The organism is Halomonas beimenensis (assembly GCF_002549795.1).
GTDB classification, from domain to species: domain Bacteria; phylum Pseudomonadota; class Gammaproteobacteria; order Pseudomonadales; family Halomonadaceae; genus Halomonas; species Halomonas beimenensis.
The window spans coordinates 3,231,266-3,251,265 of the sequence record NZ_CP021435.1 but is presented as its reverse complement, the minus strand read 5'-3'; the positions used below and the strand labels follow the sequence as shown (position 1 = coordinate 3,251,265).

Annotated in this window: 15 protein-coding genes and 1 tRNA gene; 10 read left to right on the top strand and 6 right to left on the bottom strand. The window is 71.3% G+C overall.

Annotated features, from left to right (window positions below; all coding sequences use genetic code 11):
- Positions 1–22 precede the first annotated feature (22 nt).
- Together BEI_RS15130 and BEI_RS15125 are read left to right on the top strand one after the other, a co-directional pair.
- The gene (locus BEI_RS15130) at positions 23–1,426 is read left to right on the top strand and encodes a sensor domain-containing diguanylate cyclase (RefSeq protein WP_227644496.1); all 1,404 of its coding nucleotides are present in this window, start codon (positions 23–25) and stop codon (positions 1,424–1,426) included.
- Positions 1,427–1,442: 16 nt separating this feature from the next.
- The gene (locus tag BEI_RS15125; protein ID WP_097790301.1) at positions 1,443–2,198 is read left to right on the top strand and encodes a TIGR01458 family HAD-type hydrolase; all 756 of its coding nucleotides are present in this window, start codon (positions 1,443–1,445) and stop codon (positions 2,196–2,198) included.
- Positions 2,199–2,283: 85 nt separating this feature from the next.
- Here BEI_RS15125 and BEI_RS15120 read toward each other — a convergent pair whose 3' ends face one another.
- The gene (locus tag BEI_RS15120) at positions 2,284–3,564 is read right to left on the bottom strand and encodes an MgtC/SapB family protein (RefSeq protein ID WP_097790300.1); all 1,281 of its coding nucleotides are present in this window, start codon (positions 3,562–3,564) and stop codon (positions 2,284–2,286) included.
- 118 nt (positions 3,565–3,682) lie between these two features.
- Between BEI_RS15120 and BEI_RS15115 the strand changes: the two genes are divergently transcribed.
- The 5 genes from BEI_RS15115 (at position 3,683) to BEI_RS15095 (ending at position 9,971) form a co-directional block, all read left to right on the top strand.
- Positions 3,683–3,937 carry an SPW repeat protein gene (locus tag BEI_RS15115; protein WP_097790299.1) on the top strand — a complete coding sequence of 85 codons (255 nt, stop codon included), beginning with the start codon at positions 3,683–3,685 and terminating at the stop codon, positions 3,935–3,937.
- Between the two features lie 189 nt (positions 3,938–4,126).
- A complete protein-coding gene (locus tag BEI_RS15110) occupies positions 4,127–4,924 on the top strand; it encodes a protein-L-isoaspartate(D-aspartate) O-methyltransferase (protein ID WP_227644495.1) in 798 nt (265 codons plus the stop codon).
- 3 nt (positions 4,925–4,927) lie between these two features.
- Positions 4,928–7,309 carry a hypothetical protein gene (locus BEI_RS15105; protein ID WP_097790298.1) on the top strand — a complete coding sequence of 794 codons (2,382 nt, stop codon included), beginning with the start codon at positions 4,928–4,930 and terminating at the stop codon, positions 7,307–7,309.
- 34 nt (positions 7,310–7,343) lie between these two features.
- The gene (fusA, locus tag BEI_RS15100; protein ID WP_097790297.1) at positions 7,344–9,389 is read left to right on the top strand and encodes an elongation factor G; all 2,046 of its coding nucleotides are present in this window, start codon (positions 7,344–7,346) and stop codon (positions 9,387–9,389) included.
- 126 nt (positions 9,390–9,515) lie between these two features.
- Complete coding sequence (locus tag BEI_RS15095; protein WP_097790296.1) at positions 9,516–9,971, top strand: aminoacyl-tRNA deacylase; 456 nt, start codon at positions 9,516–9,518, stop codon at positions 9,969–9,971.
- 46 nt (positions 9,972–10,017) lie between these two features.
- Here the strand turns inward: BEI_RS15095 and BEI_RS15090 are convergent, their stop codons facing one another.
- A complete protein-coding gene (locus BEI_RS15090) occupies positions 10,018–11,991 on the bottom strand; it encodes an acyl CoA:acetate/3-ketoacid CoA transferase (RefSeq protein WP_097790295.1) in 1,974 nt (657 codons plus the stop codon).
- 206 nt (positions 11,992–12,197) lie between these two features.
- Between BEI_RS15090 and BEI_RS15085 the strand changes: the two genes are divergently transcribed.
- Together BEI_RS15085 and BEI_RS15080 are read left to right on the top strand one after the other, a co-directional pair.
- Positions 12,198–13,394: an N-acetylmuramoyl-L-alanine amidase gene (locus tag BEI_RS15085; protein ID WP_227644494.1), complete on the top strand. Its 1,197-nt coding sequence runs from the start codon at positions 12,198–12,200 to the stop codon at positions 13,392–13,394.
- 55 nt (positions 13,395–13,449) lie between these two features.
- Positions 13,450–13,525 (top strand) — tRNA-Thr (locus BEI_RS15080).
- A 74-nt stretch (positions 13,526–13,599) separates the two neighbouring features.
- On the opposite strand, the gene BEI_RS15075 is transcribed toward BEI_RS15080, so the two are convergent.
- Together BEI_RS15075 and BEI_RS15070 are read right to left on the bottom strand one after the other, a co-directional pair.
- Positions 13,600–14,919 carry a glycine cleavage T C-terminal barrel domain-containing protein gene (locus tag BEI_RS15075; protein WP_097790294.1) on the bottom strand — a complete coding sequence of 440 codons (1,320 nt, stop codon included), beginning with the start codon at positions 14,917–14,919 and terminating at the stop codon, positions 13,600–13,602.
- A 246-nt stretch (positions 14,920–15,165) separates the two neighbouring features.
- A complete protein-coding gene (locus BEI_RS15070) occupies positions 15,166–15,975 on the bottom strand; it encodes an acyl-CoA thioesterase (RefSeq protein ID WP_097790293.1) in 810 nt (269 codons plus the stop codon).
- Between the two features lie 90 nt (positions 15,976–16,065).
- On the opposite strand from BEI_RS15070, the gene tadA reads away from it, so the two are divergent.
- The gene (gene tadA, locus BEI_RS15065; protein ID WP_097790292.1) at positions 16,066–16,536 is read left to right on the top strand and encodes a tRNA adenosine(34) deaminase TadA; all 471 of its coding nucleotides are present in this window, start codon (positions 16,066–16,068) and stop codon (positions 16,534–16,536) included.
- Here tadA and BEI_RS15060 read toward each other — a convergent pair.
- Both BEI_RS15060 and mltF read right to left on the bottom strand, forming a co-directional pair.
- Complete coding sequence (locus tag BEI_RS15060) at positions 16,516–18,498, bottom strand: GGDEF domain-containing protein (RefSeq protein ID WP_097790291.1); 1,983 nt, start codon at positions 18,496–18,498, stop codon at positions 16,516–16,518. The genes tadA and BEI_RS15060 overlap by 21 nt on opposite strands.
- A 9-nt stretch (positions 18,499–18,507) precedes the next feature.
- The gene (gene mltF, locus BEI_RS15055) at positions 18,508–19,971 is read right to left on the bottom strand and encodes a membrane-bound lytic murein transglycosylase MltF (RefSeq protein ID WP_097790290.1); all 1,464 of its coding nucleotides are present in this window, start codon (positions 19,969–19,971) and stop codon (positions 18,508–18,510) included.
- Positions 19,972–20,000 lie beyond the last annotated feature (29 nt).

Genomic DNA, 20,000 nt, shown 5'->3' with positions numbered 1-20,000 from the left:
CGACACCCTGCCTGGTGCCGCCATGATGTCTCCCTGCCCCCCATCCCACCCGCCGACGCTCGACGGCCTGTCGTCCGAGGCGCTGCGCGAGCGCTGTGCCGAGCTCGAGGAGCGGCTGTTCTGGCTCGAGACCATCATCCAGGGAACCCGGGCGGGCACCTGGCAATGGAACGTCCAGACCGGCGAGACCCGCTTCAACGAGCGCTGGGCGGAGATCGTGGGCTATCGGCTCGAGGAGCTCGAACCGGTCACCATCGACACCTGGCTATCCCTGGCGCATCCCGAGGACCTGGCCCGCTCCGAGGCGGCCCTGGCCGCGCACTTCGCCGGGGAGGCCCCCTTCTATGCCTGCGAGGCGCGCATGCGCCATCGGGACGGGCACTGGGTCTGGGTGCGGGACTATGGCCGGCTGGTCACCCGCACGGCCGAGGGCGAGCCCGAGTGGATGAGCGGCACGCATATCGACATCAGCGAGCACAAGGCCACGGAGTCCCGTCTCGAGCAGGCCCTGGAGGAGACCCGCCAGCTCACCCGCACCCTGGAACGGGCCCAGCGCATCGGTCGGCTGGGCTACTGGCGGGCCAGTCTCAAGACCGGCGAGCTGTTCTGGTCCGATAGCATCTACGATCTCTTCGGCGTCGACCGCGAGAGCTTCCTGCCCAGTATCGAGGCCTTCAAGGCGCGGGTGCATCCCGATGACCTGCCGGCGGTGGAGGCCAGCGAGGCCCGGGCCCAGCAGACCGGCATCCACGACGTCCAGCATCGCATCCTCCGCCCCGACGGCAGCATCCGCTGGGTCCATGAGGTCGCCGACTTCGAACCGCACGGGGATGAGGCCGTGCTGGTCGGTACCGTGCGTGACATCACCGAGGCCAAGGAGCTGGAGCTTCGGCTGCGCGAGCTGTCGATCACCGACGAGCTGACCGGCCTCTACAATCGGCGCTACTTCATGCAGCGCCTGCGCGAGGCCTTCGCCCAGTGCCAGCGCAAGGGAACCCGGGCGGCGGTGATCGTCTTCGACTTCGATCACTTCAAGTCGGTCAACGATACCCATGGACATGCCGCCGGGGATCGGGTGCTGCGGCGCCTGGGCCGCCTGCTCAGCGAACGACTGCGGCGCATGGACGTGCCCAGCCGGCTGGGCGGCGAGGAATTCGCTATCCTGCTTCCCGAGACCCCGCTGGACGGCGGCCTGAGGGTGGCCGAGGACATCCGCCGCGAGGTGGCCGCCCTGGAGCTGCGCTCGCCGCAGGGAACCCCCTTCCGGGTCTCCATCACCTGCGGGGTCGATGCCCTGGCCGAGACGGACGCCTCCGGGGAGGAGGCCATCCAGCGGGCCGACGCCGCCCTCTATCGCGGCAAGCACGCCGGGCGAAACCGGGTGGAGGCGGGGCCGGCCGGCCGTCTCGCGGAGGAACGGACCTGACCGACGAGGAGGTCGCATGATCAAGGCGGTACTGCTCGACATCAGCGGGGTGCTCTACGAGGATGACCGGGCCCTGCCCGGCGCCGTCGAGGCGGTGGCCCGGTTGCAGGATCGGGACCTGGCGCTGCGCTTCGTCACCAACACCTCGCGCAAGACCGGCGAGGCCGTGTTCGCCGATCTGACGCGCCTGGGCTTCGCCGTGGAGCGGGAACAGGTCTTCACCGCCCCGGGGGCGATCCGCCGGTACCTCCACCGCCATGACCTGCACCCCTACCTGCTGATCCACGAGGGGCTCGAACCCGAGTTCGCCGACCTGGAGAGCGATGATCCCGATGCGGTGGTGCTCGGCGATGCCGCGGAGCGCCTGGACTACGACCACCTGGACGCCGCCTTCCGGCTCCTGCAGCGGGGCGCCCCCCTGCTGACGGTGGGGACCAACCGCTACTTCCGTCGCCAGGGCGAGCTGCACCTGGACGTGGGCCCCTTCGTCCGCGCCCTGGAGTACGCCGCCGATACCCAGGCGGTGGTGCTGGGCAAGCCGGCCGAGGGGTTCTTCCGGGCCGCCCTGGAGGACGCCGGGGTAGCGCCGGAAGAGACCCTGATGGTCGGCGACGACGTGGAATGCGACGTCATCGCCGCCCAGGCGGTGGGCCTCGAGGCCTGCCTGGTGCGTTCCGGCAAGTATCGACCGGGCGACGAGGCGCGCGCGCCGCAAGCGGAATGCGAGGACAGCCTGTCGGCGCTGGTGGCGCGCCGCTTCCCCGGGGACTGAGGTTCGCGCCATGTCGGGCATCGCCTCGCCGGCCGGGTTCCTCGCCGGCGGGACGGTGGTGCAGGCGAAGCCCCCCGGGGCGGCCTCACAGCCACCAGGCCAGCCCCAGCCCCACCAGCAGCGACGCCGCGTTGGGCAGGCCGACCCGCCGACCCAGGCTCCGGGTGCCCACCCCCGCGGCCATCCCGGCCTTGATGGTGTTGTTGACGGCCGCGGCGATGACGATGCCGAGCACCGCGGTGGGCAGGTCGATGGTGCCGTGGGACATGCGGGTCAGCGACAGGGTGATGGCGTCCACGTCCGCGACCCCCGACGAGGCCGCCAGCAGGTAGATGCCGGCGTCCCCCAGCCACTCCTTGAGCCATTGGCCGAGCACCATGATGGCGGCCAGCAGCACGCCGAACAGCAGGGCCATGCGCAGCTCCAGGGGGTTCCGGTGACGCTCGGGACGGTCCACCTTGGCGCCCCGGCGGTGGGCGCGCCAGATGACGAAGGCGGGGACGTAGAGCAGACCGCCCATCACCGCCACCGGCAGCACCAAAGGGGGGAGCAGGGCCGGGTTGATCACCAGGCAGTACAGCAGGATGCGCGGGAACATGGTGCCGCAGGCGATCAGGATCCCGGCCGCCAGCAACGGGCCGAGATCGGGCGTCTGGCGTGACAGCCGGGAGAAGTGCAGCGTGAGGGCGGTGGAGGAGCTGAGCCCGGCGAACAGGCTGGTGAAGAGGATGCCTTTCTCGGCGCCCCCCAGGCGCATGGCGAAGTAGCCGATGAAGGAGACGGAGGCGATCAGCACCACCATCCACCAGATCTCGTAGGGGTTCAGGGCGTCGCCGGGGCCCATTCCCCGGTCGGGCAGCAGCGGCAGCATGACCACCGTGATCAGCAGCAGCTTGAGGCCGGCATCCAGCTCGTGGGCCTGCAGCTTGTAGAGCAGGCCGTGGATCTCACGCTTGTTGTCGAGGATCAGGGCGGTCACCACCGCGCAGGCGGCGGCCAGGGCCATGTCCACGGCCACCGCCAAGGCCCCGAAGCAGAACGTCAGCAACAGGCCGACCAGGCTGGTGATGCTGAAGTCCTGGCTGTAGGGCATCCGGGCCCGGTGCGCCGCGATGGCCAGGCCGGTCACGGCCAGCAGCAGCAGGGGAAAGGCCCACTCGCTGACGGTCTGCGAGAGCAGGGCGGCGAGCCCCCCGAGCAGCCCCACCAGGGCATGGGTGCGAATGCCGGCGATGCGCTCGCCGGACTTCTTCTCGCGGGCCACCCAGCCGCGCTCGATGCCGATCAGCGCGCCCAGTAGCAGCGCCACGGCCAGCCGGATGGCCGCCTCGTTGCCGGTGACGAATTGGCTGGTGACCTCGTCCATGCAGGCGACGCTCCCCCTGGGCATCCGCATCCGATGAAAAACCACTTGCTGATATTCTGGGCGTTGGGCGCGGGATCGGAAAGCCGGGTGGCTTCCACGCAGGCAGGTCGCCGACGGGATGGCCATATGGAGTGCGGTGATCCTGGGCCTGGTCGTGGCCGCGTTCGCCATGGCCGAGCTCGTGAAGCCCCGGCTCTGGGAGGAGTGGGTCAGCGTGGTCCTCGGTGCGGCCCTGATCGTCGCGCCGTTCGTGCTGGGCTTCGCCGACGCCCCGATGGCCCTCTGGAACAGCCTGATCATGGGGGGCCTGGTGGGCGGCGACGCCATCTGGAGCCTGGTCGACATGCGGCACCACGGCGGTCACGCCGCCTGACGCCTTCACGTCACGGACGAAGCGAGGAGGGGAGGCCATGGCCTCCCCTCCGTCCTGCCGTACGCTCCTCGGGTGGGTCCAGGCGCCAAGGCGAGGCAGCGTCCCGGGACAGGCCTCGGCTGGGCTATGCTGGGGGACACGACTCCGACGCCTGCCCCGGCCCGTTCCGGGGTGGCGAGGGGAATGGCGATGCTGACCCCCAGATTCCGCGGGCTCGTCGGGTGCTGGGCGATGGTGGGTCTCAGCCTGGCGATCCCGCCGGCCCTGGGCCAGGAGACCGAGGCCGAACGACGGGTCCTGCTCGAGGCCACGCCCTCGGAGGCTGCCCCGAGCCGACCGGCGTTCGCGCCGGATGCCTGGGCCGGGGCCCGAGAGGCGATGGTGCGGGATCACATCGTCGCCCGGGGCCTGGACGACCCCGCGGTGCTCGCCGCCATGCGTCGCGTGCCGCGCCACCGTTTCGCCCCGGAGGTGGCGCCGCGACGCGCCTACCGGGACGAGCCCCAGCCCATCGGCCATGGCCAGACCATCTCCCAGCCCTACATCGTCGCCCTGATGACCGCCCGGCTTGGGCTGGAGCCCGACGATCGCGTGCTGGAGGTGGGCACCGGTTCCGGCTATCAGGCGGCCATCCTCGCCGAGATCGTGCGCGAGGTGGTGACCCTCGAGATCATACCGGCACTGGCCGTCCAGGCGGCCGAGCGCCTGGAGGCGCTGGGCTACACCAACGTCACCGTGCTGGAGGGCGACGGGTACTACGGCGATCCGGCCCGGGCGCCCTTCGACGCCGTCATCGTCACCGCCGGCGCCCGGCACGTACCGCCGCCGCTGGTGGCCCAGCTTCGCCCGGGCGGTCGCATGGTGATCCCGGTGGGCCAGATGCTCTGGGTGCAGAACCTGCTGTTGCTGGAGAAGGCGGCCGACGGCGAGATCCGCACCCGCAACCTGGCCTCGGTACGCTTCGTGCCGCTTACCGGCGGCCATTGAGCGATGACGGCCGGGGCGCCCCGATGGTTCGACCTGGCGGCCCTGGCGGGCGTGTCGGCCGCCCTGTTGGCCCTGGAAGTCCTCCTGCTCCGGCTGTTCGCCTTTAGCCACTGGCATCATTTCGCCGGCCTGGCGGTCTCCCTGGCCCTGCTGGGCCTGGGGGCGGCCGGTACCGTCCTGACGCTGGCCGGCCGCCATCGCGCCAGCCGGGGGGACGGCTGGTTCCTCGCCGGCCTGCTGATCACGGGCATCGGCCTGCTGCTGGTCCTGGCGGTGCAGTCCCGGGTAGCGCTGCGCCCCCTGGTGGCCGGCTGGCACCCCGTGGAGCTGGCCCGCCTGCTGCTGGTCGACTTCGTCGCCTTCCTGCCCTTCCTGGGCGCGGGCCTGGCCATCGGCCAGGTGTTCCTGCGCTGGCCCCGGCACACCCGTCGGCTCTACGCGGCCAACCTGCTCGGCGGCGGCCTGGGCAGCCTGGGGGCCGCCGGGCTGCTGGCGGCGGGGGAAGTGGAGGTCGGCCTGGCGGTGGTCGCCGCGCTGCTGTTCGCCCTGACCGGCCTCTGGGCGTTACGACGGCGCCGGCGGGTCGGGGCCCTGGCCGGCCTGCTGGGGCTGGGGCTGTCGCTCGCCGCCGCGCTTCAGCCGCCCGTGCCGGCGATGTCCGACTTCAAGGCCCTGTCGCGACTTCGCGAGCTGCCCGGGGTCGAGACCCTGGCGGTCGAGCCGGGGCTGGCCGGCCGGCTCACGTTGCTGCGGGCCGAGAGCCTGCGCTTCGCCCCGGGGCTCAGCCTGCACTGGCCCTCGGGCGTCCCGGCCCAGGACGTCGCGGTGATAGGCAGCGATCGGGTGGTGCCGTTGCCCCGTGCCTGGCCGGCACCCGCCGACCACCTGGAGGCGTCCCTGGCGGCCTTGCCGCTGCGCCTGCGCCCCGAGGGGCCGGTGCTGGTGCTGGGCAGCAGCGCCTGGCCGACGCTGCTGGCCGCCCAGGGACGGTCGGCGACCTGGGTGGAACCGGACGGCCGGCTGCTCGCCATCGCCCGGGCGCGAGGGGCCGCCGGGGTCGGCCTGACCCTGGAGGCGGAGGGGGCCTGGCGCCACCTGGCCAGTGCCGAACCGGGCCGCCATGCCGTGATCGCGCTGGATCGCGCCTGGACGGGCGGCGACGCCGCCAGCGAGGACTATGTGCTGACGGTCGAGGGCCTGTCCCTGGCCGTCGAGGCCCTGTCGGGCGATGGCCTGCTGGCCATTCCGCTGCCCCTGGAAGTCCCGCCCCGGCACTACCCCCGCCTGATGGCCAGCCTCGCCGAGGCCCTGGCCCGGCAGGGCGCCTCCGCCCCGGGCGAGCGGGTGGCGGTGCTGCGTGGCCTCCAGGCGGTGCTGGTGCTGGCCTCGCCGAGCCCGCTGGGCGAGAAGGACCTGGCCGGCGTGCAGGCCTTCGCCGAGCGCTGGCGCTTCGACCTCGCCTGGCTGCCCGGGCAGGCACGGGAGACGGCCAACCGCGTGCATCGCCTGGACAAGCCGGTCTTCCATGACATCGCCCGGGCCGTCTTCGCCGCTCGCCCGCTGCCGGCCGAGACCCGGCGCTTCCATACCGCCCCGGCCGAACTCGACCGGCCCTATCCCTGGCGGTCGCTGGCCTGGCTCCAGGCCCCGGGCCTGGTGAGCGAGCTGGGAGGGCGGGGCTGGAGCTATCTCGACTGGACCCTGGTCCTGTCCCTGGCGGCGGCCCTGGTGACGACCGGGCTGGCCTTCCTGCTGATCCTGGTGCCGCTGGGCCGGCTGCCGAGGATCCATCCGCCCTTCGGCCGGCTCTCGGTGGCCGGCTACTTCGCCGCCCTGGGCTTCGGCTACATCCTGGTCGAGCTGGTGCTCTTCCAGCGCCTGATCCTCTACCTGGGCGAACCGGTCCTCGCCGCCGCCCTGGTCTTCGCCACCTTCCTGGTCGGCTCGGGGCTGGGCAGTGCCATGGCGCCGGAGCGGGCGACCCGGGCCAGCCGGCGAGGGATCTATCTCGCCGTCGCCGGCGGGCTGGGCCTGGCCCTGGTGCCCTTCGGTGCCGTCCGGCTGCTGAGCGAGCCCGCGCTGCCGCTGCCGCTGCGGCTGCTGGCCCTGGTCGCGCTGCTGCTGCCGCTGGCCTGGGCCATGGGCCGCCCCTTCCCGTGGGCGCTGCGACAGCTCGCCGACCAGCCCCGCTGGATCCCCTGGGCCTGGGGCATCAACGGCTTCGCCTCGGTGCTGGGGGCCTCCCTGGCCACGCTGGTCTCGGTCCAGTTCGGTCAGGCCAGCACCCTGGCGGCCGGCATCCTGTGCTATGCGGCGGCCTTTCTCATCGCCGGGCGCTGGCTGGCGCGCCTCGAGTCCCGTCGGGCTGCTAACTTGAACAGATAGGCGGCGAGCGATGGGCGACAGAGGGGCAGGGATCATGGGCGAGCACTCTCCCGAGCGGATTCGGAACCTGGCGCTGACCGGCCAGGCGGGGTCGGGCAAGACGACCCTGGCCGAGGCGTTGCTGGCAACGGCCGGCGCCATCGATCAGGCCGGCAGCGTGGAGAAGGGCTCCACGATCAGTGACGCCACCCCCCAGGAGAAGACGCTGCACCACTCGATCGCCGCCTCGGTACTGGGGCTTGAGTGGGGGCAGGCCTGGATCAATCTCATCGACACCCCCGGGTACGCCGACTTCCAGGGCGCGACCCTGTCGATCCTGCCCGCCGTGGAGACGGTGGCGGTGGTGGTCGATGCCGAGAACGGGGTGGATGCCACGGCGCGGCGCATGATGCAGTGGGCTCGGGACCGCGGCCTGTGCCGGCTGGTGGTGATCAACCGCATCGATGCCGCGCCCGGCTGGCTCGAGGCGCTGCTGGACGACGTCCGCAGCCACTTCGGCACCGAATGCCTGCCGCTCGACCTCCCCGCCGAGGGCGCCACCCGGGTCGTGGACTGCTTCTTCGCCCCGGAGGGCGAGGCGGACTTCTCGTCGGTGGCGGCGACCCACGAGATGCTGGTCGACCAGGTGGTGGAGGTGGACGAGTCGCTGATGGCCCTCTACCTGGAGCAGGGCGAGGAGCTCAGCCCCGAGCAGCTGCATGAGCCTTTCGAGGCGGCGCTGCGCGACGGGCACCTGGTGCCGGTATGTTTCACCTCGGCGACGACCGGCGCCGGGGTGAGCGAGCTGCTGGAGGTCTTCGAGCGGCTGATGCCCAACCCCCTGGAGGGCAATCCGCCGCCCTTCCTGCGACAGGACGACGAGGGCACCCACGAGTACCGGGCGAGCCCCGATCCCGAGGCCCATGTGCTGGCCCATGTGGTCAAGGTCGAGCACGACCCCTTCCTGGGCAAGCTGGCGGTCTTCCGCGTGCACCAGGGCACGGTCACCCGAGACACCCGCCTGTTCGCCGGGGAGGCCCGCAAGGCCTTCCGGGTGGGCATGCTGTATCGCCTCCAGGGGCGCGAGCATCTCGAGGTGGAACGCTGCGGCCCCGGCGAGATCGCCGCCCTGGCCAAGGTCGAGGAGGCGGGACTCGACAGCGTGCTGCACGACTCGCACGACGAGGACCACATCCACCTGCGTCCGGTGGCGCTGCCCGCGCCGGTGTTCGGCCTGGCGCTGCAGACTCGCCGTCACGGCGACGAGCAGCGACTCACCGAGGCCCTGGCGCGACTGGTCGAGGAGGATCCGGGCCTGCGGGTGGAGCAGGATCCCGCCACCCGCGAGACGGTGCTGCGCGGCCTGGGCGAGCTGCACCTGCGCATGGCCCTGGAGCGGCTGGGCGAGCGCTTTCGGGTCGAGGTGGATACCCGTCCTCCCTCCATCGCCTACCGCGAGACCATCCGCACCTCGGCCCAGGGCCATTGCCGGCACAAGAAGCAGAGCGGCGGGGCCGGCCAGTTCGGCGAGGTCTACCTGCGGGTCGAGCCGTTGCCGCGCGGGGCCGGCTTCGAGTTCGCCGACACCATCCGCGGCGGCGTCATCCCGGCGTCGCTGTTGCCCGCGGTGGAGAAGGGCGTGCGCCAGGCCATGGAGGAGGGGGCCGTCGCCGGCTATCCGCTCCAGGACATCCGGGTCGTGGTGGAGGACGGCAAGACCCACCCCGTGGACTCCAAGGAGATCGCCTTCGTCATCGCCGGCCGCAAGGCCTTCCTGGATGCCGTCCGCCAGGCCGGGCCTCAGGTGCTCGAGCCCATGGTCGAGCTGGAGGTCGAGGGGCCGGGCGCGGCCATGGGGGATCTCACCGCGGATCTCGCCGCCAGCCGCGGGCGGATCCTGGATACCCGGACCCTGGGCGATCAGGTCAGCATCCAGGCGCTGGCGCCCCTGGCGGAGATCGCCGACTACCCCAAGCGGCTCAACGCCCTGACCGGTGGCAGCGGTCGCTACACCCTGCGCTTCAGCCACTACGAACCGGCCCCGGAGCCGGTGCAGCGCGACCTCATCCAGGTCCATCGTGCCAGACGCGAGGAGGCCTGAGCGCTGGGGGGAGACCTGACGGGGATCAAGGCGGGCGCTCGCCGGGTCGGCATCTCCCTCCCCATTCCTGCCCCGCCTGACTAGGCTTAACCCAGGCCCTGCAACGACCCATGAGAGGGGATTCCCATGTCCATGGAACGCGTCACCCGCTTTCTCGACGAGAATGGCGTGAAGTACGTCATCCAGCAGCACTCTCCGGCCTACACCGCCCAGGAGGTCGCCGAGGCGGCCCATGTCCCCGGGCGCCACTTCGCCAAGAGCGTCATGGTCAAGGTCGACGGCCGGCTCGCCCTGGCGGTGCTGCCGGCCACCGATCGGGTCGACCTGCGTCGGCTGGCCCAGTCGCTGGGCGCCCAGGCCGTCGACCTGGCCGAGGAGGCCGATTTCAGCGATCGCTTCCCCGACTGCGAGCCCGGCGCCATGCCGCCCTTCGGCAACCTCTTCGACCTGGAGGTCTTCGTCTCCCCGCACCTGGCCCAGGCCGACATGATCGCCTTCAACGCCGGCAATCACCACGAGGTCATGCAGCTCGCCTACAGCGTCTTCGACCGCCTGGTGAAGCCCGCGGAGGTGGCGATGTAGGGCCGGCCCCGAGGGGCCGATGCCGCGGCCTTGCGTCCCGCCCGGCTCATGCCTTCAGGTGGCGACGGGCTTCCTCGGCGCTCTCGTAGATGTGCGGCGAGACCGCGCGGGCTTCCAGGGCGTGGCCGAGCTTCTTGCGCATGAAACCGCTGGTGGTGTAGCGCGTCACCCGCGAGTAGAAGCGTCTCTCTAGATCGCGGACCATCTCGGTGTAGGGGGCCAGGATGTCGTCGTCGATGCGACAGCGGTCGTAGTTGACGATGGCGTGCACCCGATGGCCCAGGGGCGCCAGGCGTCGCTCCACCGCCTCGTGGATCGCCTCGACGTCCGCCGGTGAGGCGATGCGCAGGTTCTCGAAGTTGATGAAGAACAGGTCCTCCGCCGGGTCGTAGCTGAAGCGCCGGTCCAGCGGCAGGGTCAGCAGTTCGTCGGCGAGCCCCATGGGCGCCTCGCGGAAGATGCGCTCGTCCATCGTCCGCGGGGGCGCCGGCATTCGCGGCGTGAAGCCCATGTGGGCGAGGACGTCGCGGTCCAGGTCCACGCCGGGGGCGATCTCGATGAGCGTCAGCCCCTCCGGGGCGAGCTCGAATACGCAGCGCTCGGTGACGTAGAGCACCGGCTTGCCTTCGGCGGCGGCCAGGGGGCCGCTGAAGGTGCGCTGCTCCACCTCGGCGACGAACTTGGGTTGACCGCCCTCGGGCAGGTGCAGCCGGCCCTCGACGATGGCCAGCGCCTCCTTGGTGGCCACGAAGGAGCCCATGAACACGACCTTACGGGCGTTCTGGCTGATGTTGATGAAGCCGCCGGCGCCGGCCAGGCGCGGCCCGAACCGGGAGACGTTGACGTTGCCCTGGCCATCGGCCTGGGCCATGCCGAGGAAGGCGATGTCGAGCCCGCCGCCGTCGTAGAAGTCGAACTGGGCCGGCTGGTCGATGATCGCCTGGGTGTTGGTGGCCGCGCCGAAATCCAGCCCGCCGGCGGGCAGGCCGCCGATCACCCCGGGCTCGGCGGTGAGGGTCAGGTGGTCCAGCACCGGCTCCTCGCTGGCCACCGCGCCGACCCCCTCGGGCATGCCGATGCCCAGGTTCACCACGCTGTTGGGCTGGAGCTCGAAGGCCGCGCGGCGGGCGATGATCTTGCGCGCCGAGAGCGGCAAGGGCTCGGGAGTTGCCGAGGGCGCCCGGATCTCCCCCGAGTAGGCCGGGTCGTAGGCGGTCCGGAAGGTCTGCCAGTGATGGCTCGGGTCCTCGGCGAGGACCACGCAGTCGACCAGCACCCCGGGGATCTCCACGGCCTTGGGGGACAGGGTGCCCCGCTCGGCCAGGCGTTCCACCTGGACGATCACCACGCCCCCCGAATTGTGCACCGCGGTGGCGATGGCCAGGGCCTCCAGGGTCAACGCCTCGCGCTCCATGGTCACGTTGCCCAGGGTGTCGGCGGTGGTGCCGCGCAGCAGCGCCACCTGCAGCGGCTGCGCCTTGTAGAAGAGCAGTTCCTCGCCGCCCAGGGTCACCACTTCCACCCGCTGCTCGGTGGTGGCGTCGTTGAGGCGGCCGCCGCCCAGGCGCGGGTCGACGAAGGTGCCCAGCCCCACCCGGCTCAGGGTGCCCGGCTTGCCGGCGGCGATATCCCGGAACAGGTGGGAGATCACGCCCTGTGGCAGGTTCCAGGCCTGGATGCTTCCCGCCAGGGCGAGCTTCTGCAGCGCCGGCACCAGGCCCCAGTGTCCGCCGATCACCCGGGAAACCAGGCCGGCATGGCCCAGGTGGTTGAGGCCGCGCTGCCCGCCGTCGCCCTGGCCGGCGGCGTACATCAGGGTCAGGTCGCGGGGGTGGCCGGTCTCCTGGAAGCGCGCCTCCAGGGCCACGGCCAGCGTCTCGGCGAAGCCGATGCCCCCGAAGCCGCCGGTGGCCACGGCGTCGCCGTCGCGGATCAGGTTCACCGCCTCGCGGGCGGACACGACCTTGCCGAGTTCGGTGAAGGGGCGGTCGCGGAGCAGGGGATGGGTCTGGTGAGGCATGACGGCGGTCCGGGTTGGGCTATGGCTTCACGCTAGCAGCCAGGCCCGCGATTCACCCGGCGAAGGTGGCCTGCGCCCTTTAACGCTTCGCCGGCAGACGCCTTTGCCGTCCCTCCCCGGGTGCCGCGCCGGCGGGCTAAAGCGGGGACGTCCTCCGCCGATATCCCTCTCCGATGCCCGGCGCGGGCGAGGAGAGGAGCGGCAACATGACGACGGGAAGGCCGGGGAGCCTCTGGCGGACGCTCGGGGGCCTGGCTCTGAGCCTGCTGCTGGTGAGCGCCGGATCGATGGCCGGGGAGGTACGCGACCTGCGCCTGCGCTCCGAGCCCGGGAGCACCCGGGTGGTCTTCGACCTCTCCGAGGCGATGCCCGCCGAGGTCTTCGCGCTGCGGGGCCCCGATCGCCTGGTCATCGATCTCCTCGAGGGCGAGCTCGCCGGCGAGCTGGCGGACGCCCCCCTCGACGACAGTCCGATCACCGCCATCCGCACCGGCAGGCGCGGCGAGGGCACTCGGGTGGTGCTCGATCTCGCCGGCCCCGTGGACCATGACAGCCATGCCCTGGCGCCGGCCGGCCTCCAGGGACACCGGCTGGTAGTCGACCTGGTCGTCCCGGACTCCCCGACTGCCGTGGCGACCCGGGAACCGTCATCCCCCGTGCCGGCGGTGAGCGGCCGGGACATCGTGATCGCCGTGGACGCCGGCCACGGCGGCAGGGATCCCGGTGCCCTGGGCCCCAGCGGCACCCGCGAGAAGGACGTGGTGCTCGAGCTGGCGCGGCGACTGGCGCGGCGGATCGACGATGCCCCGGGCTTCCGGGCGGTGCTGACCCGGGATCACGACGTCTACGTGGGCCTGCGGCGGCGTACGGCCATCGCCCGCGAACATCGGGTGGATTTCTTCGTCTCGATCCATGCCGATGCCGTGGCGCGTCCCGGCCCCCACGGCAGCTCGGTCTATGCGCTCTCCACGAGCGGCGCCACCTCGGAATCCGCCCGCTGGCTGGCCAACAGCGAGAATCGCGCGGTGATCGCCGACGACGAGGCCTTCATCGCCCTGGCCGAGCAGGACATGGCGACCCGCAGCGCCCTGCTGGACCTCTCGATGAACGCCACCCTCAACCAGTCCCTCACGGCCGGGGAGCGGATCCTCGAGCGGCTCGGCCGCATCAACGACCTGCACAAGCCGCGGGTCGAGCAGGCCGCCTTCGTGGTGCTCAAGTCCCCGGACATCCCCTCGCTGCTGGTGGAGACCGGTTTCATCTCCAACCCCGGCGAGGAGCGTCGCCTCACGAGCGAGGGCCACCAGCGCGCCCTGGTGGAGGCGATCTTCGCCGGTCTCGAGGCCCATTTCCGCGCCAACCCGCCGGAGGGGACCCTGCTGGCTGGCCGCTCGCCGCCCTGAGGCCTCCCCGGGCTCCCTTGGCAGGCCGGCGCCGTGGCCGTATGATGCTCGGCACGCCGGTGTAGCTCAGTTGGTAGAGCAACGCACTCGTAATGCGTAGGTCGGTGGTTCGAGTCCACTCACCGGCACCATCCCCAGCAGAAAACCGCCACCCCGCCTTGCCGCCGGGTGGCGGTTTTTCGTTCCGGGAGCCCGGGCCCATGGCTCAGAAGGCGTAGTCGCGCCCTGCCGCCTTGGCGCGCTCCCGGGAGCTCGGGTTCACCGAGGCACGGAAGGGCATCTCGCAGACCACGGCATCGACCGGCTGCCCGGGGATGTCGAGGAACTCGTCGGGCAGCCAGGCCACCAGCACGGTGCCGATCGCCGCCGAGGCCACCGGCACGTAGGCCATGGCGATGTTGGTCCCCAGCTCCGGGGAGTACCAGGGCGAGGTGATCCAGCCGCAGGGATCGCTCTCGGCATCGTGGCCGACCAGCCAGAAGTCCGGGGCATAGTCCTCGACGGGCCGTCCACCGATCTTGAGGCCGACCAGCTGGTGGGTGAAGGGCGGCTTGCCCTGGCTGACCAGCTCGCGGGTCCGCTCCAGGGCGTCGCGGCCGATGTAGTCCGCCTGCTTGGCCTTGGGCACCATATGGCCCAGGTTGCACTGGAAGGGGTTGGTCTCGTGATCCAGGTCCTGGCCGTAGGAGAGGATGCCGGCGGCGATGCGGCGGTGGTGGGCCGGGGCGATCACCTTGAGGCCATACTTCTCGCCCTTGGTGAGGATGGCGTTCCAGATGGTCTCGGCATGCAGGGTGGAATCGTAGGCGTAGACCTCGTAGCCCTTCTCGCCGGAGAAGCCGGTCTGGGAGATCAGGACGTCGACGTCCTCGATGGTGGCGGCCATCAGGCCGTAGTAGGGCACCTCGCGCACGGCCTCGCCGACCAGGTCGGCGATCAGGTCCTCGGACTTGGGCCCCTGCACCTGCAGCGGGCTGACGTCGATCTCGTCGATGGTCACGTCATAGCGCAGGCCATGGTTGATGCCCTTGAACCAGTAGGCCAGGTCGGAATCGCTGATGGTGAACCAGAACTCGTCCTCGGCGACCCGCAGCATCACCGGGTCGTTGAGCACATGGCCCTGCTCGTCGCAGAGCACCACGTAGCGCCCCATCATCGCCGGGACCCGGGTCACGTCGCGGGTGCAGACGTAGTTGCAGAAGGCCTCGGCGTCGGGGCCCTTGACCCGGATCGGCCGCTCCACGGCGACGTTCCATAGGGTGACGTCGTTGACCAGGGCCCGGTATTCCTCCATGGCCCCGCCGTCCTCGGGGCGCACGTAGGCGCGGGGGTGATACATGCGGTTGTAGACGGTGGCCTTCCAGCAGCCGGCCTCCACCGACAGGTGCCAGTAGGGAGACTTGCGTACGCGATTGGAGATCAGCATCTGGATGCCGGGGTCGCCGGTCTGGCGCAGGTTGACGGGGACCAGGCGATCGCCCTGGTCGATGGATTGCTGGAAGTTGACGTTGGCTTGCTTTGACATGGCTCGGCACTCCTCGCCCGTTCGTATGCCGGAGGGCGGAGTCGAGGGCGGCGAGAGGGCGGTCATGCCAGGACCGTCGCCGAGACACCCTCCACTCTGACCCGCGCGGGCGGACGTCCCCGGGGGACAGGTCCGCGAGCCGACGACCGCGCCCTGGAGGCCGTCGATACCTTCAAGGTAGGTAGGGCATTAGCGACGAACGTTCCCATGGCGACGCCGGGATTCCCGGCGGCGACAGGCTCGGGGTCATTCCCGACGGCGGGTCAGGCCTTCCTGGGTGCTGGAGGCCACCAATCGCCCCTGGCGGTCGAAGATGCTGCCGCGGTTGAAGGTGCGGGCGCCGCCGGCCCAGGGGCTGTCCATGTCGTAGAGCAGCCAGTCGTTCACCCGGACGTCGTGATGGAACCACAGGGCATGGTCGAGGCTGGCGATCTGCAGGGCGGGGTCGCCCAGCTTGAGTCCATGGGGCACCAGGCCGGTGGTCAGCAGGTTGAAGTCGGAGCTGTAGGCCAGCAGGTAGCGATGCAGCGCCGGATCCTCGGGAAGCTCGCCGGCGAGCCGGAACCACAACTGCTTGCGCGCCGGACGGCCCGCCTCGGCCTCGTCCCTGACGTGGCGGAACTCGATGGGGTGGCCGGGGAACCGCATGGTCAGCCCGGCGTCGTCGAGGGTCTCGGGGGCGGGCACCTCGGGCATCGCCGGCTGGTGCTCGATTCCCGGTTCCTCGCCATGGAAGGAGGCGCTGCAGAAGAAGATCGGCCGTCCCTTCTGGATGGCGGTGACCCGGCGGGTGGTGAAGCTGCCGCCGTCGCGCACGGCATCGACCTGATAGACCACCGGGCGCCGGGCGTCCCCCGGGCGCAGGAAGTAGCCGTGCAGGGAATGGACGCGGCGGCTGGCGTCCACGGTATGGGTGGCGGCGGAGAGGGCCTGGCCGAGGACCTGACCGCCGAACAGCTGCGGGAGTCCCAGGTCCTGGCTATGGCCGCGGAACAGGTTTTCCTCGAGGGGCTCGAGGCCGAGCAGGTCGACCAGGGCGTTCAGGGCGTCGCTCATTCCGGTTATCCTCCAGGGGCCGCGGTCCGGGGTGGGGCCTCGGCGTCATACGCATGTTTCATAGCCAACAGTCTACGGGAGCCGGCGACGATGCGCAGCGACGAGTTCTACATGCACCGCGCCCTCGAGCAGGCGCGTCTCGCCTGGGAGGCCGGCGAGGTGCCGGTCGGGGCGGTGGTGGTGGATCCCCGCGGCGAGATCGTCGGCGCGGGCTACAATGCCCCGGTGGCCGGGCATGACCCCAGCGCCCATGCCGAGATCCGCGCCCTGCGCGATGCCGGGGCGCGCCTGGCAAACTACCGCCTCGCCGGCTGCACGCTCTATGTGACCCTCGAGCCCTGCATGATGTGCACCGGGGCGATCATCCATGCCCGGCTGGCCCGGGTCGTGTACGGGGCCGCGGAGCCGCGTACCGGCATGGTGGAGTCCAGGGCCAATCTCTTCGCCCAGCCCTGGCACAACCATCGGGTCCGGGTGGAGGGAGGCGTCCTCGCCGGCCGTGTCGCGAAGCTGCTCAAGGCCTTCTTCGCGGACCGTCGCTCAGATGCCGGCGCGCGTTAGGTCGGCACGGGGCGTGGCCCGTTCGACCCGGTCGCGTCCCCGGGCCTTGGCCCGATAGAGGGCATCGTCGGCCTCCTGCAGCAGCACCTCCGGCGTCAGGGGGCCCTCGCCCAGGGTGGCCACCCCCACGCTGAGGGTCATCGGCGAGCCATCCTCGTGATCGAGCCCGGCCTCGGCCAGCCGTCGGCGAAGCCGCTCGGCCACCGCTACCGCGGCGTCGGTGTCGAACCCCGGCAGGCAGGCGATGAACTCCTCGCCGCCGAAGCGGGCGAAGGTTCCGCCCGCGGCGCCGATCACGTCGCGGCCCAGCCGGCCCAGTTCGGCGAGATAGCGGTCGCCGACCAGGTGGCCGAAGCGGTCATTGATCCGCTTGAAGTGATCGATGTCGCACAGCAGCAGGCTCAATGGACGAATCTCCGCCTGGGCGTCGAGCACCTGCATGAAGCGACGCCGGTTGGGCAGCCGGGTCAGCTCGTCATGCTCGGCGAGCCACTCGACCTCCTTCTGCAGGTCGGCGCGGGTGCGCACCTCGCGGCGCAGCTCCCGGTTGGAGCGCCGGACCTGGCGATGCTGCAGGAGCATGCGGTGTCGGGCGAAGAGCGCCAGGTAGAGCAGGTAGGAGAGGGTCAGCCCCACCATCAGGCTGATCACCGGCAGGCGCGAGCGACGGGCGAGCAGCGCATCGCGGGCGGGCCGGGTGATCAGGGTCAGGGACTTGCCGCTGATGTCGATGTCGGCGGCATGCTGCCAGGGCCCCTGGCGCTGGGCGGGCCCCTGGTAGGCGAGCAGGCGATCGCCCTCGAACAGGGCCAGGGCGGTGGCGTGGGGATCGACCTGGCGGAACAGGGTGTCGGCCAGGGACTGCAGGCCGACCACCATGCCCACCGCCCCCAGGATGCGGCCATCGTCGTCCCGGGCCACCGGCAGGTAATGGATGATCCCGGGTTGTCCCTGCAGCAGGCCGATGATCTCGGTACGACCCACGCCCTCGCCGTCGAGAGCCCGCTCCAGGGCCTCCCGGCCCCCGGGCTGGGCATCGAAGAGCCGGGTCCCGATGAGGCGCCGGTTCACCTCGTCGAGCGGGTAGACCCGCCGGATCCGGCTGTCCGTATCGATGAAGGCGATGTTGAGGAAGTAGCGAAAGTCCCGGTGATAGAGGCTCGCCTGGCGGGCCCACCGCTCGCTCGAGGGAGGGGCGTTTAGCCATTCCCAGGAGGCGGCGAAGCGTCGCATGGCGGCCAGGTGGGCATCGATCTCCCCGGACAGCCGATCGGCCAGTCGCTGACCCTGGGCCTGGACACCCGCTTTCAGCGCGTGCTCGACGAGCACCTTCTGGTGATGCCAGAAGATCAGCGCGATCAGGGCCAGCAGCAGGGAGGGCCAGAGCGCCCGTCGGATGCTGCCCCGCGTCACCCGCCAGCCCCCCAGGGCGTCGATGAGCTGGGCCAGCAGCAGGCAAGCCTGGGCGCCGATCACCGGCCAGGGAGCGGCCATGGCCAGCAGGGAGTGGCCATGGCGATGCTCGAGCGCCTGGCCGGCGAGCACCAGCCCGGTCGTGGTCAGCAGCAGCGGCGCGCCGAGGTTGGCCCGGGTGCGGGAGTGCAGGCCGAGTCCGAGCAGCGTCAGGCTCACCATCACCAGCAGCGGCGGACGCCAGTCGTCCACATGGCTGCCGGGCACGAGCCCCTCGGCCAGGCGGTTCCAGGCGGCATGCGCGACCCAGTGCTCGGGCAGCAGGTAGCTGAGCAGGCTCAGGGCCAGCCAGGCCAGGACCGGCCAGAGCACGACCCTCAGCCACGTCAGCCGTCGCAGGTGCCAGGCCAGCTGGCCGAGGGTCAGCGGCACGACCAGGGCCACCGTCACCCAGGTGGCGGGGTCGACGGCCGACGCCGGCCACAGCGCCAGGCCCAGCAACGGCGGGACGGCGGCCAGGACGGGCAGGGCGGCGAATCGGTGGCTCATCGCGCGGCCTCAACTGCTCGGCGGCACCAGGTCGAAGATCCCGGTTTCCGACGCCTCGGGCCGGCGGGCGTTGAGCTGGTGGAACTGCTGCTGACTGCGGTCCACATAGGCGAGGATCTCGTAATAGCGGCGGATGTTGCGGACATAGATGACCGGCTCTCCCCCGCGGGCATAACCGTACCGGGTCTTGCTGTACCACTCGCGCTCCTGGAGCAGCGGCAGGGCCTCGCGCACGTCCGTCCAGGCGTCCGGGTCGCCGCCCTGCATCTCGGTGAGGCGTCGGGCGTCATACAGATGCCCGAGCCCCACGTTGTAGGCGGCCAGCGCCATGAACAGCCGGTCCTCCCCGGTTATCGACTCCGGCAGGCGATCCTTTAGCTCGCGAAGATAGCGCGCGCCGCCATCGATGCTCTGGGCCGGATCCAGCCGGTCGTCGACGTCCAGGTCCGAGGCGGTGGCGTTGGTCAGCATCATCAGGCCGCGTACCCCGGTCGGGGAAGTGGCTTCCGGCCGCCAGTGGGACTCCTGGTAGCCCACCGCGGCCAGCAGCTTCCAGTCGAAGCCGGTCTGGCGGGCGGCCGCGCGGAACAGGCCGTCGTATTCGGGCAGTCGCTCATGGACGTGGCCGATGAAGGTCCGGGCCCCGACGTACTCCAGATAGTCGTCGCGCCCGAAGTAGCGGGTCTCCAGTCGCGAGAGCAGGCCGCTGCCCTGCAGGTCGGTCAGGAAGCGGTTGGCCTCGCGCACCAGTCCCAGCCCCTGGCCGGTGGGGAAGGCCCAGGCCAGCGACAGCGGCCGGCCCAGACGGAAGCCGTCCTCGACCTCCGGGAAGAACAGCCGGTTGAGGCGGAACTGGTGCTCGAAGACCACGGCGGCATCCAGGGCGCCATCGGCCACCTGGCCGAGCAGGGCGGCCACCTCGATGTCGTCGGACTCCTTCCAGCTCAAGCGGGGGTGATCGGCCTGCAGCTCGCGCATCACCCGGTCGGTGCCCGTGTCGGTGAGGGTACCGATCTCCAGGCCCACCAGGTCGTCGATGTCCTCCGGCGGCGGCAGGCCGCGGCGGTAGACCAGCAGGGGCTGCAGCGGCATGATCGGGCGGCTGAATATCAGCCCTTCCCGGGACGGGTCCAGGGGCAGGGCCGCGGCGCCCATGTCGCCCTCCGTGCGCACCGCCTCGGGGACGCCGGCGATGTTATGGTCCGCGTCCAGGGTGAGGCTCACCCCCAGGTGGTCGGCGAAGCGGCGCATCAGCTCGTACTCGAAACCGGTGGGCCCCTGGCGCCCCTCGTAGTAGGTGGTGGGGGTGTTGCGGGTCTGGACGCTGAGGAAGTCCCGCTCGAGCACCGCGGCCAGCTGGGGGCCCGGCGAGCGATCCGGTCGCTCCGGCGCCAGCCCCAGCACCAGGCAGGCGCACAGGGCCAGGTAGCCCCGCCGTCGGCGGCGGAGGTGGTCGAGCAGGGGTGGCAGCATGGCGATGTCGGGTTGCGATGAGTGATGTC

What these genes read in the sequence shown, in the direction of transcription:
- BEI_RS15130 (WP_227644496.1), top strand. Translation starts at nt 23, where the DNA reads ATGATGTCTCCCTGCCCCCCATCCCACCCGCCGACGCTCGACGGCCTG.
- BEI_RS15125 (WP_097790301.1), top strand. Translation starts at nt 1,443, where the DNA reads ATGATCAAGGCGGTACTGCTCGACATCAGCGGGGTGCTCTACGAGGAT.
- BEI_RS15120 (WP_097790300.1), bottom strand. Translation starts at nt 3,564, where the DNA reads ATGGACGAGGTCACCAGCCAATTCGTCACCGGCAACGAGGCGGCCATC.
- BEI_RS15115 (WP_097790299.1), top strand. Translation starts at nt 3,683, where the DNA reads ATGGCCATATGGAGTGCGGTGATCCTGGGCCTGGTCGTGGCCGCGTTC.
- BEI_RS15110 (WP_227644495.1), top strand. Translation starts at nt 4,127, where the DNA reads ATGCTGACCCCCAGATTCCGCGGGCTCGTCGGGTGCTGGGCGATGGTG.
- BEI_RS15105 (WP_097790298.1), top strand. Translation starts at nt 4,928, where the DNA reads ATGACGGCCGGGGCGCCCCGATGGTTCGACCTGGCGGCCCTGGCGGGC.
- fusA (WP_097790297.1), top strand. Translation starts at nt 7,344, where the DNA reads ATGGGCGAGCACTCTCCCGAGCGGATTCGGAACCTGGCGCTGACCGGC.
- BEI_RS15095 (WP_097790296.1), top strand. Translation starts at nt 9,516, where the DNA reads ATGTCCATGGAACGCGTCACCCGCTTTCTCGACGAGAATGGCGTGAAG.
- BEI_RS15090 (WP_097790295.1), bottom strand. Translation starts at nt 11,991, where the DNA reads ATGCCTCACCAGACCCATCCCCTGCTCCGCGACCGCCCCTTCACCGAA.
- BEI_RS15085 (WP_227644494.1), top strand. Translation starts at nt 12,198, where the DNA reads ATGACGACGGGAAGGCCGGGGAGCCTCTGGCGGACGCTCGGGGGCCTG.
- BEI_RS15075 (WP_097790294.1), bottom strand. Translation starts at nt 14,919, where the DNA reads ATGTCAAAGCAAGCCAACGTCAACTTCCAGCAATCCATCGACCAGGGC.
- BEI_RS15070 (WP_097790293.1), bottom strand. Translation starts at nt 15,975, where the DNA reads ATGAGCGACGCCCTGAACGCCCTGGTCGACCTGCTCGGCCTCGAGCCC.
- tadA (WP_097790292.1), top strand. Translation starts at nt 16,066, where the DNA reads ATGCGCAGCGACGAGTTCTACATGCACCGCGCCCTCGAGCAGGCGCGT.
- BEI_RS15060 (WP_097790291.1), bottom strand. Translation starts at nt 18,498, where the DNA reads ATGAGCCACCGATTCGCCGCCCTGCCCGTCCTGGCCGCCGTCCCGCCG.
- mltF (WP_097790290.1), bottom strand. Translation starts at nt 19,971, where the DNA reads ATGCTGCCACCCCTGCTCGACCACCTCCGCCGCCGACGGCGGGGCTAC.